Genomic DNA, 13,364 nt, shown 5'->3' with positions numbered 1-13,364 from the left:
TTGTCTGCATTAAATTGTATTTACATCCATATCATCAAGTTTTATGTTTCCCGGATCTGAATTCTGACGAATTCTATGCTTGTTTCATCCGTATGGTCACCCGCGTAGTAATAAGCCAGCAACTCGTTGTCATTGATCTTTTCCAACGCCGGATGGCCTACCGAAAAGGCAGCCATTTCGTCCCAGGCGTCGTTCATGCTGATCTGCCTACTGTCTTGCCTGTTCAGGTTGTTTTTTTCAAACACTACCAGCGGTTCGTCAAACGTCCGGCCCCGGTCGTATGAGATCCTTACCGTTATCACCGGATGCACGGTTCTGTCGATACTGATGGTTACCAGGCGTCCGTCACCCAGGTCAACAGAAGGACCGGGCTGGCCATAAATACCGGTATCCCAAAGCTCGCCCCAGGTTTTTCCACCGTCGGTACTTTCTCTTCCGTGGATATTGATGTATTCCTGTTTTTTCCCATCCAGTGTCCAGAAGAAATCAACTATAGTGCGCCCGTCCTGCAGGATCACCGGCCGCTGATCCCAGTAATACATATCAGGTACCTCGGTTACCACCACGGGATCGTTCCAGGTTTTACCATCGTCGTCTGAAAACACCATGGCTGAGCGATGTACCCAGGGCGACGTATCATTTTCGGATTTGTTGATCTCAAACTGGCATACAATAATCCCGTTTCCCAGCCTGAACGGCGCTCCCGTCAAAGGGACAGGGTCAGTGATGCCGGGGATGTTCATTAACTGTGGTGATGACCAGGTTTCACCTTCGTCTTCCGAAATACTTGTAAAAATCCGGGTATCTTTCAGGTTTTCTTGATCAGGGTTGTAATAAGGAAGAGACATATCCGAGGCATCCATCCAGTTGGCGAGCATCAGCACACGGCTGCCGCCGAGGCTCAGAAAGTACATAATCCTGCTCAGGCCGGGAGTTCCGTTAATATCGGGGAGTTTCACCGGCTCATAAGGAGTGATCCAGGTTTTGCCTTCATCGTCCGACCAGGTCATTACTGCATGCTGAAACGCGCAGTCACCTTTTATTTCTGCTGCTTTGAAGGCAGCAAGCCATCTTCCAGAGGGTAATATCTCGATACACGGAAAAGTGTTACTTCTGAAATTTTTGTCATGGTCGGGTGTAGGTATTTTTCCTTTGTCAATAATTTTCATATTTCCTCCGATTTTTTATTTACCCCTCTCCGGATCAGATACAGCAATCCGATGCAGACAACCATGAGCAAAGCCGCAGACTGAAATATTTTTCCAAGGTCTACATCCATATCCCGCAACACACCCCCTGCATACAAGCCTAAGCCTCCGATGACGCAGGCGAATAAATTAATGACACCATAACCCGTTGCCCGGTATCTGACATCCGCTATCAGGCAGAGTATCGGCATGATGTTGGCATCGCTGAACATACGTGTCAGCCCGTAAAACATGAACATGGTGATTGCCAGCGGAAGTACCGTGGTGTTACTGGCAATAAAAATAGCCGGAGCGGCAATACAAAGGCCGATTACCGGCACCAGAAATGTGGATATGGAATTGCCGCGGGAAAAGCGGTCGGTTAAAAATCCGCCTAAAATAACACCTGCAATGGAAGCGGGGTAGAGATAACCCGTTGCATATAACCCGGCCATACCCTGCGAAAGGTTAAAATGTTCCTCATAGTAAGTGGGCATCCAGCCCATTACCATCCAGCCGATAATACCGAGCAAAGACCAGAAAAGTATCAACAGAAGAAAAGAACCCTGGCTGAACAGGCTCTTTAAGGCGGTGAAAAAATGTACCTCAGATTCCTGTTTCTTTTCCTGCGGCTGCCCGGTCTTTGGGGCATCCTTAAGCAACCACAGCAGGATGAAGGAATAAACAACACCCACCACACCAAAGACGCCGAACGGAGCACTCCAGTCTTGTTTCTCTGCGATCCAGCCGCCAACGAAACCCAGGCTTTGGCCCACCATGATGCCAGCAATGTGAATCCCTGATGCCAGAGAACGAGTGGATGTTTTATGATAGTCGACAATAAGCGCCAGAGCCGCAGGAATGTAACAGGCTTCGCTGATGCCCATGAGCACACGGGTGGCCAGGAGCTGTTCGAAGGAAGTGCAATAGGCTGTCAGCCATGTAACGGCAGACCATACAAAAAGACTTATGATGATTACCCGGCTGCGATTGAAATGGTCGGCGAGGAAACCTGCAAACGGACTCAGAATGCCATACACCCAAAGGAAAACAGAAGTAAGCAATCCAAACTGCGCATCTGTCATGGGCATTGCCTGGATAATTGAGGTACGCATGGTGGTGATCATGGTACGATCCAGGTAATTAAGGCAACCCACAAAACACAGCAAAACAACTACCCTCCATGCTCCGGAAGGTAGTACATACTCAGCTTTTAATGGTGCTGTTTCAGTTGTGGACATAGGCTTTTTACTGGGGAATATGTAATGAATGAGAATTAGGTTTTTTTCCTTCGGTCAGTTTAGAGGAAGTTTTAAAAGTGCTTCCGGATTGTTGAGCGAGATACGGTCGCCGCTTTTTTCTGGTACGTTAAAACGAAAGACGCGGATACCGCTTCCCTTGCCTTCTTCATAATAAACCACCAGCACGGAGCTATCTTTGAGCTCCACTGTGGAAGGATAAGCGCCCAATGTTTCATCCACCAAATAAGGTCCTTCCCAGGTTTTTCCTTCATCGCGGCTGACGCGGAGTCCGGTATACCCTCTGTTGCCGGTAGTTCCTTTGAATGCTCTGGTGGTAAGGAGGATCTCACCTGTTTTCAGCCGGGTAAAGGAAGGAGAATGACCTTTGAAACCTATGTCCATGGCTTTGGACCAGGTTTTACCCAGGTCCTTGCTGACGGCATAATGCATGGGGAAGTCCTTTTGAGCTCTCAGGGCAGCATACAATGTTCCGTCTTTCAGTAGAATAACATCTGTTTCGGCAGCAAGCGGGAGGTTGGCTTCCTGACCAATGGGGATAACCTGCCCCCAGGTTTTACCTTTGTCCGTTGAACGGATCACGCCGCCCCAGGCATGCACAGCTCCTTTGTCCATGTAGTAAACAGGCAGAATGAGGGTTCCGTCCGGCATTTCGCGTACCGGTGCTGAGCAATACCAATCCACGCTTCCGGTTTGCAGAAGCGTTGCTTTCTTCTCCCAGGTTTTACCATTGTCTTTTGAACGGATCAACTGAGGGCCGCCTACCGGTTCATAATCCTTGGCGCCAAAAGTGGCATAACGAAGTGAAAAAAAGCTGCAGATCAGTGATCCGTCACTCAACTGAGCAATGTGAGGGTCGCGGTTATCGTCTGCGTCATCATATATGGTAACTGGCTTTGACCAGGTACGGCCCTCATCTTTAGAACGTACCATACAGAGCCTTCCTGCTTTAGGATACTGAGTGCTTTGCTTGGTAACATGTTCATCTCCTGCGTAGAACACCGCTACGATGTCTCCGTTTTTTAGCCGGCAGGCATCAGGGAATGCCTGATATAGACCCGCTTCGCCACCCTTTGAAATGATAAGATGCCGTGCAGAGTCAGCAAGGGATGTGCGGCCTTCATATTTTTCGCCTCCTGCCATGGCAACCGGATGCAGGGCTATTAATATCAAAACAACTGAAATTTTCAGAACTCTCATGGTTTATGTTTAGGAATAATCATTAAAAACCTTTTGTGATTTTAGCCGGTATGGCGGGTGATCCGGCGATCTACTTATTTAGTTTTCAGATCGCTGACGGGTACCCGGGCCAGGTAAATCATCGCTTTGCCTTCATGGCTGGAATAATAAGCTACCCAGAGTATCTTTTTATCCAGCACCATTCCCGGATAGCTGTTATCGCCTCCACTGGGAAGTTTAATGGTTTTCAGAATCTTTCCTTTCAGGTCTGTCACATGGAGCGCGGTAGAGGCAGCGTTGCCCTCGTGCATACGGGTGCCTATCACCAGCCGGTCCTTGCCCATAAACTGAAAGTTAGGTCCTCCAAGCCTCTGGCTTAATTTGTGGTACTCCCACGTGCGATAGGGAAAGGCGCTCACGGCGAGTATGCCCATCTGGTCGTCCGTTTCCCTTCTCGCCAGTACATACATATTGTCGTGGCTGTCAAAACGGATTGTGGATTCATTAGGGCTTCCGTTAATAGCTACGCCGGGTACCTTTTCGTAAGATTTTCCATCTTTGGTGCGTAGCAGCTGTGCGTACATGGTTCTTACCCTTTTGCCATCAACCATCTTGTAATCTACGGAGTACATGATTCCGTAGCCTATTCCTTTGTGCCAGGTGATTCTCCAGATCCAGTCGAGTGCTGGTGCAATTTCCTTACTAAAGGTGGTTTTTTCGGGTGTAGAGAAATGGGTTCCTGTTTTGTCCGAAAAAGAGACATAGGGAGCAAGGGTAAGGTATTTTCCGTCTTTGAAAATGCCGGCGGCCACAATCGCCATCAGTGTGCCGTCGGGCCTCAGGGATAACCTGGCTTCCCTCACATCTTCGGCATCCATGTCAAATAATGCCACTGACTCCCAGTCTTTCCTGTTTTTGGATCTGATGATCCTCACCTTGCCGTTGTTTTCGTTCCCAACATGGTTGGCGCCTTCCCTGAACGTGATATAAAAATAATCCTTAAACTGAATCAGATCCGGAAATGCATTGTGCTGCTCTTTGTCCCATACCCTGGTTATACTGATGGAGTCGGCCGGGATGGCGGCGTTTGCCCAGGTATGGCAGTATCCCGAGAGAAGGAAAATAAGAAGGTATCTTGTGACTTTAAGCATTCGTAAATGAATTAGAAAATTGATAATATCACCCGGTATTTACCCGGTAATTAACTCGCCTCTTTCCTGCATTTCTTTCTGCAGCCTGGCCTGGTATGCGGCTTTGGCTTCCACATCCTCTTTGGCAGATTCTCCGAAATAAATAAAGCCAAGAGCTTTCCGCGTGCGATCGGCGGTTTGGTTTCCATCGGCACGGTGTATCGTGAGGGAATCGTGGATGAGCAGGTCGCCGGGTTTGGCCGGAAAAGCAATTTCATTTTCCATATCTTCCGGCAGTCCGTAATCAACAATCCCCTGCGAGAAGCCCAGCGTTTGGGTGCGGCCGTGGGTACGCATCCCCTTTAGGTGAGAACCTTTTACATAACGTACGCATCCGTTGGCTTCATCCACATTTTCCAGCGCCATCCACATGGTGACCGCTTTGGCCGGTTTGAGCATGAAATAGTACCCATCCTGATGCGGCGGCGTAGGTTTTCCGATTTTCGGAGGTTTGTTGAAATATTCCAGAATTCTCGGTATCACTTTGTCTTCCAGCAGTTCTTCAGCTATTTTACTGAACTTGCTATTTTTAAGCAAAGGAGCAAAGTCGGGCTCGTATTCCGAAACGTGCATGATCTGCTTTAAAGTGGAAAGGTCATTTTTGTCTTCGTAGAAAACATCCGTGGCCGGAATGCCTGGTACTACGTTTTCAATAAAGGTTTCGAGTTTTTTATTCAGTTCTTCAATTTCTTCTGCCGAAATAAACCCAGGCAGAAAAACATAACCATCTTCTGCAAATTGTTTTTTTATTAATTCAATATCCATAACTACCTGTTTTTCTGATTGATAGATTATTGTTTCGTATTAAATTCTGTGGGCTTCACCGCCAGTTCGATACACACTACATTTAAAGTTGCCTTGCCTCCATTCTCCACCACAATTTCATTCCAGCCTTCCTTTACCAGCGTGATGGGAAACCTGAAGTTGTACGCAGTATTTTCCTTTACGTGGTCGGTGTAGAATCCCAGCGGGAAGAGCAGCTTTGCCGTTTTTTCCTTTACCAGATTAGGCCAGCAACCATTGAAAGAAACCGGAAGATGTGTCACCGGATCGTCGGATTTCAGCACGATCTGAATGACGAGTTCCAGGTTGGCATTGGCCGGCTCCGCACACATGGGTATCTTAAAGGGATGCTGGGATACAGGCTCCAGAACCACTGGTAATTGCGGTGGCAGTTCAAAGGGAATCAGATTAAATGATCGGCCACCTATTGCGAAAGAATAATGTTTGGGACGCCCGCGGAGATAGTCCAGGTTATAAATATTACGCAGAGAGGCATATTCGGTGATGACGCCGGGAATCCGGGCCTGATCTGTGCAATAGAAGTTGAACCACTCTATTCCCTGCGCGCCCAGTGCAAGTTTACCAGCTGCGTTGGCATGCAGTATTTCTTTGCTTGCCGAAATGTATCTTAGTTTTTGGGTAGTATTCCGCTCCGGGTCCACTGTGGCAAGGGCATTGGCTCCGTCTTCGATCACCCCGTAAATAGTTACCTTGTCGCCCAGCAACTTTCGCAGCTGGTCGTGCGGCATGTCCCAGGTTGTGCACCAGAATCCCGAAGGACAGATAAAATCCAGGGTACCTTCCTGGCAAAGTGTTACTACGTCCAGACCGATACTTCTGAGAATATCCAGCCTGCCAGGGATCCGAATACCCAAAGGGTAGGGGCGGCCGGTTTTTCTGGCCCTTGCCTGTGTGAGCTTCCTGATTTCCCTGATCCAGTTGCGCATCATTTCAATCGTTTGCTCAGAAGCATTGGGTTCACAGCAAAGCGGCTGCCTCCACCAGTCTAGTTCCAGGCCTTCAAAGTCGTAATCTTCCACCACCTCCCTGATCTGCCTGAACATGATATCCCGTACTTCGGCCTTTTCATAATTAAGCCCTTCCCGATACGACGGGTTGTGCGGGCCATAGGAGCTATTCTGCAACCGCATTTCCTTTTGTTTCAAAAGAGGCAGGTTGAAGAAACTACCCTCAAAGTTGTTGCTCCCGTGAAGGTCATTCATCCGGATACTTACCCAGGGTGATATCTTGCGCCTGCGGCAAGCCTTTGATGTTTCGGCAAGCCAGTCTACCCCGGCATCCAGCAAATCCTGGTAGCGGTCCATGAAAGCTGAGAAGGTATCCAGAAAATCTTCAACGGCTTCCGGTTCCGTAATTCCCTGGCAGATAGCGTGGCCTCTGAAAAAATCACGGTCACCACGTTTGTACCCGTCCAGAATACTCGGGATGGTCTTGCTGGGGTACCAGGCCCGCGATGCGTTGGCGTTGATAACAAAGGTATCAATATCGTTGTCGGCCAGTTCGTCTACAAAACGGTGGATGGCCTTGGCAGCAAAAGGACCACCCTGCAGCGTTTCTTTGGTATTGAGCTTTCCGGTTCTGGGATTAATGACGCGCTTAAAGGTATAATCCCCGGGTTGCCATTTTTCAGGGTTGTAAAAGAAAACACAGGTGTCACCATTGAACAGGTTTTTATGCTTTTTTGAGAGCGGTTCTTTCTTTTCAGATACGCTGTCCCGCAGCAAACCAGAATTGTCTCCGAATATTCCGGGAAGAGCCTGCGCTGCGCCTACACTGGCAACAGTACTCTTTAAAAATCTCCGACGTGTATGACTATTAACTTTTTGACCCATTTGACCATCACTTTTTACCACCTACCGCCTACTGCCTACTGACTACTGTTTACTTTTACTGCCCACCTCCCACCGCCACTACTCACTTATACCCCGGATTCTGCTTGACCTTCGGTTCAAGGCTTAGTACCGTATTGGCAATCGGGAAGAGCAGCAGGTAATCCTGGCCTTTTTTGCTTTTTAAGTTCGGGACCAGGTCAAATACTTTTCCAAACCGCACCAGGTCCCACCATCTTTTTCCTTCGTAAACCAGTTCGAAAAGTCTTTCTTTAAGGATGGCATCGTCATTGGCTTCTTTGGTGCCCGACACGAACATGTGACTGGCGAAATTTGTCTTATAGGCTCTTTCCCTCACTTTGTTCATCTCCGCACTTGGATCCTGGCCCAATGCATTTTTGGCTTCGGCTTTCAGTAACAGTACGTCCGCATAGCGATAAAGGACAATGTCACTGAGAAATAATCGGGTACCACCGGTGAGCAAACCGCGGCCTTTCATGGACAGCGTGGTATAGAAGGTTGGTTTTCCCTGCGCATCATAGGTATAGATTTCATAAAATGAACCTTTTTTCCTGGTATCATCGTCCGTGAACTGGGTTCTGACCAGCGGGGTGAGTACCAGCAGCCCCTGGCCGCCTCCCACGGGTTGGATGAGTGCTTTGGTAGCGGCATCAATGTTTGATGGGATGGCGCTGTCGATGATCCAGTGCAGCCAGAACTGGTTATTGGCTGCGCCGTCCAGGTCCTGATAACGTATGGTCATAATCGTTTCTTTGTTTCCTTTGTTGGCGTATTCAAATAGGTCAGCAAAGTTAGGAAGCAGGGAAACGTCTGCTTTTTCTACTTCGGCAATGGCGTTAAGAGCTGTGGTGAAATCGGCCTGGCCGCCGTTAAGCCTTTTGCCGGTCCACAGGAAAACGTCAGCCTTAAGTGTATTGGCGGCTGCTTTGGACCATTTGGACCTTCCTGTTACAAAATTGTTGTCGGGAAAAAGCGACAATGCTTTTTCAATATCACTTTTGATCAATGCAAAGACTTCGGCCTGTGGCGAACGCTCTTTGATCGTGATCTCTGCACTGGAACTTTCAGTGGGTTCTGTGCGGATGATCAGGTCACCCCAGGTTTTGGTCATTACAAAATAAGTATAAGCGCGCATCGCGTATGCCTGTGCCAAAAGGTTATTTTTGGCTGCTTCCGTTTTAAAGGTAATCGGTTCGGCATATTTGATGATCAGGTTGGCCGAGTTGACAACCGCGTAAAAAGCACTCCAGTCGGGGTGGTTAGGCTGATCTCCACTGAGTTCGTTAAGAAAGAGGTCATTTCGGCCGCTGCCATAAACGCCGCCCTCGAAAACTTCGCTGCGTTGTTCACCTACGGTATAGATAGCGCCTGAAATGTTTCGGAGGTTTACGTACATGCCGTTTAATGCACCTTCTGCGTCGTTCTGTGTTTTCCAGAAGGAGTTGGTGGTAATTACGCTGGTTGGAGATACATCCAGGACATCACAGGAAGATCCGCATAAACACACCAGCAGGACAAAGGATATTATTCTAAATTTTTTCATGATTTCCTTTTTGATCAAAATGAGAGATTGGCTCCGAAGATTATATTTTTGGGCATAGCATACCGTCCGTCGTCTGTGCCTCCTTCTTCGGGGTTTAGTCCTAAATATTTGGTGAAATAATGAATGTTGTTTGCAGTGACATTAAACCTGAGGTTGGCTATTTTCAGCTTATTCAGTATTTTGGATGGAACGGAATAACTCAGTGTAACCTCGCGGATGGCCAGAAAGTCTCCTGATTCCATGTATTGCGAATTCCCGCTCGTGGTAACTCCGTCAAACAGGTTGCGTTGTACCCTTTCACCGCCCCAGTAGGAGCGGGGCATGTCGGTAATATCTCCTTGTTTTTTCCAGGAGCGGTCCACCATCCGCTGCGTCAGGTTTCCGTCCGAGTACAGGTTACCGTCCAGGAACAGGCGGCCCCAGTTAAAAATGGTATGCCCCGTGGTGTAATCCATTCTTACATACAGGTTGAAATTTTTAAAACTCAGGGTGTTGGATAACCCTCCGGTCCATACCGGATAGGCATTTCCCATGTATCTTTTGTCTCTGGAATCTATGGTCCCGTTTTTGTCGGCATCATAATATTCTACGTCACCACCATACTGCGTTTTATCTGCACCCACAATGTAGGAGGCAATCGGTCCATTTTTGGCATCTTCATCCGTAGGATAGATCCTGACCTGCTGGCGGTCATACATTTCACCCAGGCGCACACCCTCCTGGAGGCCGCCTTTCCAGGCGTAATCCTGTTTGGCGTCATCCCAGATCAGGATACCACCCACGCGGTTATTCTCAATTCCGTTATATGGGAGTTTTAATACTTTATTTTTGGTTTTCGAGGCGTTAAAAGCCACGTTCCATTGCAGAGGCGAGCTGGTGGAGGTCACACGGGCACCGAGTTCTACCTCGAATCCCCTGTTTTCCAATGAACCCAGGTTGGTTAGTACACTTCCAAAGCCGGTTGACTGAGGCAAAGGAAGGCTGGTTAACAGATTGCTCGTCACACGGCGGTAATAATCGAGGATCATGGTGATCCGGTTGTCCAGGAACCCGAAATCGGCACCTACGTCAAAGGTTTTGGATTGTTCCCATTTCAGGTCTTTGTTTGGAATTACGGTATTCTGGATTGCAGCAGCTCCGCCATATTTGGCACCTACGCCATACGCGCCGTAGGCGGTGAAATCTCCGAGGCCGCTTATGTTACCGTTTACACCATAACTTCCCCTAAGTTTCAGCTGTGAAACACTTCTTGAAATGCCGTTCCAGAAATCCTCCTTGTGAATGTTCCATCCAAGCGAAACCCCCGGGAAAAATCCCCACTTATATTCTTCGCCCAGGTTGGAGGCACCATCATAGCGCATATTTACGGTAAGCAGGTATTTCATCTGATAGTTGTAATTGGCGCTTCCAAAATATCCCATGATGGCCTGCCTGGTCACGGTTCCGCTCACGGCAGTTGCCTCGCCTGAAGCATTCAAGGTAGGTATCAAATCGGTGGATGCACCTCTGCCGCTTGCACTGATACCTGAGGTATCACGGACAAAGTAGGAAAGACCCGCCCGAACGTCCAGGTTGTGATCTTTCGCGAGTGTTTTGGTGTAGGCTAATACACCCTCAGCCTGGGTTTGCCGCCATTTGGAAGAACTTGCCGAAGACACACGGGAGTCTACATACGCAAGTGGTCCGTTCCAGTAACCTGGCTGAAAGGAACGTACATCTCTTGAAATATTGTACATTGAAATCTGCGGTTCGAAAGATAAGCCGGGCAGTATATCCCAGTGAGAACCCAGCGAGATGGTCAGCTTTTCATTTGAATTGTCATACTTCCGGGTGTTCATCTGGTACTCAGGATTTCCGATACCGTTATTGGTACCTGGTGCCAGGGTTCCATCCTCAAACTTGTATTTGGCTGTCGGTGCCAATCCGGCATTACGATAAAAAGTAACGGCCGTAGAACTGTACGGGATATTAGATTTGGCCTTGGAAAACATCACTCTTGAAAAAACGCTCAGATTTTTTTTCACCTGGATCTCCCCATTCAGGTTGAAACTCAACCGGCTGTATTTGGTCGTGATAACCGTACCATCCGCTGTCATATAACCCACCCCTGCATTGAAAGTAGCTTTCTCGGTACCTCCGGTGATGCCCAGATTATGGTTATGGGATACTCCGGTTTGATAGTTAAGCGCCTGGAAGTCAGTATCCTGGAATATCAGGGTTTTGGTCGGGTCGGCGGGGTCAGGCATGCTCTGCCATCCTTCCTTCAGTTTGTGCTCGTTAGCGGATGTCAGGTATTGTGTGGTAAATGCAGTGTTATTGGTGAGGTCGTTGCCGGTTCCGTATCCCATAGGAAGGATAAGCCGGGAAGTGTAATCTCCGAATTTGGGTGCACTGAAAACCCCCAGACGGTTCAGGGTCAGATAATCTCGTGCGTTGGCAAGCTCAAATAACTTACCTGGTTTGGAAGTGGTCAGGTCGTAAGAGTAGGAGATCCGGGTCTGGCCTGATTTCCCGCTTTTGGTGGTGATGATCACTACCCCATTGGAACCCCTTGCTCCGTATATGGCGGTGGATGCAGCGTCTTTCAAAACCTGCATTGACTCAATATCTTCTGAATTGACATCGTTCATATCGGTACGTATTACCCCGTCAATAATGTATAAAGGGCTGGCTCCGTTGGGATTATTGATAGAAGTACCACCTCTGACGATCACCCTGGGTGCTGAACCGGGTTGTCCCGAAGTACTCTGCACCCTCACCCCTGAAACAGTTCCCTGCAGGGCCGATGCCGCATTGGTATAAGGTACGTTTTCAAGTGCTTTGGTGTCCAGCTTGGTGATGGAAGTGGTCAGTGTTTCTCTGGACTGTTTACCATAACCGACCACCAATACTTCCTGAAGAACCGCCACGTCTGCTTTAAGCGTTACGTTGATTACGGAGCTGTTTCCAACCGCGATTTCCTGGCTCTGGTATCCTATAAAAGAAAAAATCAGGGATGAGCCCGGTGTGGCGTTCAGGGAATAGTTTCCGTCAGCATCGGTGGTTGCTCCGGTGGTTGTTCCTTTTACCTGGATATTAACACCTGGCAATCCCTCGTTCTTTTCATCAATAATTTTTCCGGAAACCCTGACTGCTGTTTGAGAGAAGGCAACAGAGATACAAAGGCACGTCAGAACAACAGATAACAAACAGGGCTTCCAATGAAAAAGACATAGTAATATTCTCTTTTGCATAGTAATGGGCTTAGAAGGTTTGGCTTGATTTAACTTTTACAAAATTAAGTTCTGCTATTTTTCGGTTCCTCTACTTTTGTTTGCTTTTGTAATACTATTTTTCATGTGGCTGATTCAGAAGGGATTTAAGGAGTTTATCCTGTCACCGGGTTCCTAATCCGTTGCTGATATACGTCATAATCAGGATAAATTGAGTGGTTAGGGCAGGGCTGTTACCGGCCCGACCCGCTTGGCGGCTGACCCGCAGGTTAGATTTGTAACGAAGAGAATTGTTTATTCAATCACAGCATTTTAACATGGGAACAAAATAGTATCATCTCTCCCCGGGTGTGGGGTATGGGAAACATCAGGACCGGCAGGGGATCCTCTGCCAGTACCGTTGCCCGCCCGCAGGTTTACAAACCTGCTAAATAATTTGTTACATTTGTTGTTTCAATAATTACATTACTGGCGTATGTCTGTCGAGCTCCTCACCGATTCTGAACTTCTCCACTTGATGCAACAGGGAGATGAAAAGAGTTTTACGGAGCTATTCAACCGCTACTGGAAAACGATCCTGGTGGTGGCGGCGAACAAAACCGGTGATCTGGACGAAGCGGAGGAAATTGTACAGGATCTTTTCGTTTCGCTTTGGAACAGGAGGGAGCAACTCCAGCTCACGTCGTCCCTCAAAAACTACCTCACCGTTTCGGTCAAGTACCAGGTGATCAAGGCGCTGGCCAAAAGGAATAACTTTCAGAAATTTGCCGATCACAGCCTGCACCTGAACGATATTCTTGACGATTCTACCCAGGAATGGCTGGACTTTGAGGAACTCCGGCACCGTTTGAGCGAACTGGTTGCCGAATTGCCTGAAAAGTGCAGGCTCGTTTACCAGCTCAGCCGCGATGCGGGGTACTCACAAAAGCAGATCGCCGAGGAGCTCGGCATTGCGGAGAAAACCGTTGAAGCGCATCTGGGCAAGGCACTCAGGACCCTCCGTACCGGCCTGAATCAGTTCCTTTTCACGACTCTGTTGTAGGGTGTTCGTGCTTAAATCTACTTTTTAAAAAAAATAATACATTTTTTTGGGTCCGGACTAAGGGATTGACCTGCCTGAGGGCACTTATTGATATAAGC

9 protein-coding genes are annotated in these 13,364 nt (G+C 48.2%); 1 reads left to right on the top strand and 8 read right to left on the bottom strand.

What is annotated here, in order from left to right; all coding sequences use genetic code 11:
* Window positions 1-41: 41 nt before the first annotated feature.
* The 8 genes from KOE27_RS13770 to KOE27_RS13735 form a co-directional block, all read right to left on the bottom strand.
* Window positions 42-1,169 carry a sialidase family protein gene (locus KOE27_RS13770; protein ID WP_215239441.1) on the bottom strand — a complete coding sequence of 376 codons (1,128 nt, stop codon included), beginning with the start codon at window positions 1,167-1,169 and terminating at the stop codon, window positions 42-44.
* On the bottom strand, window positions 1,166-2,428 hold the full coding sequence (locus tag KOE27_RS13765) for an MFS transporter (RefSeq protein ID WP_215239440.1): 1,263 nt from the start codon (window positions 2,426-2,428) through the stop codon (window positions 1,166-1,168). Before KOE27_RS13765 ends, KOE27_RS13770 begins: the two co-directional genes overlap by 4 nt.
* Window positions 2,429-2,482: 54 nt before the next feature.
* Entirely contained in the window at window positions 2,483-3,646 is a 1,164-nt protein-coding gene (locus KOE27_RS13760; protein ID WP_215239439.1) for a sialidase family protein, read from the bottom strand.
* A 74-nt stretch (window positions 3,647-3,720) separates the two neighbouring features.
* Window positions 3,721-4,776, bottom strand: coding sequence for a hypothetical protein (locus KOE27_RS13755; RefSeq protein WP_215239438.1), 1,056 nt, complete (start codon window positions 4,774-4,776; stop codon window positions 3,721-3,723).
* A 39-nt stretch (window positions 4,777-4,815) separates the two neighbouring features.
* Window positions 4,816-5,580 (bottom strand): phytanoyl-CoA dioxygenase family protein, encoded by a 765-nt coding sequence (locus KOE27_RS13750; protein ID WP_215239437.1) that lies wholly within the window; start codon window positions 5,578-5,580, stop codon window positions 4,816-4,818.
* 26 nt (window positions 5,581-5,606) lie between these two features.
* Window positions 5,607-7,451: a hypothetical protein gene (locus KOE27_RS13745; RefSeq protein WP_215239436.1), complete on the bottom strand. Its 1,845-nt coding sequence runs from the start codon at window positions 7,449-7,451 to the stop codon at window positions 5,607-5,609.
* Window positions 7,452-7,533: 82 nt separating this feature from the next.
* A complete protein-coding gene (locus KOE27_RS13740) occupies window positions 7,534-9,012 on the bottom strand; it encodes a RagB/SusD family nutrient uptake outer membrane protein (protein ID WP_215239435.1) in 1,479 nt (492 codons plus the stop codon).
* Between the two features lie 14 nt (window positions 9,013-9,026).
* Entirely contained in the window at window positions 9,027-12,245 is a 3,219-nt protein-coding gene (locus KOE27_RS13735) for a SusC/RagA family TonB-linked outer membrane protein (protein WP_215239434.1), read from the bottom strand.
* Between the two features lie 454 nt (window positions 12,246-12,699).
* Here KOE27_RS13735 and KOE27_RS13730 point away from each other — a divergent pair, with 454 nt between their 5' ends.
* On the top strand, window positions 12,700-13,266 hold the full coding sequence (locus KOE27_RS13730) for an RNA polymerase sigma factor (protein ID WP_215239433.1): 567 nt from the start codon (window positions 12,700-12,702) through the stop codon (window positions 13,264-13,266).
* Window positions 13,267-13,364 lie beyond the last annotated feature (98 nt).

Source organism: Dyadobacter sp. CECT 9275, assembly GCF_907164905.1.
Classification (GTDB): Bacteria; Bacteroidota; Bacteroidia; order Cytophagales; family Spirosomataceae; genus Dyadobacter; species Dyadobacter helix.
This window is presented reverse-complemented; position numbering and strand designations above follow the sequence as displayed.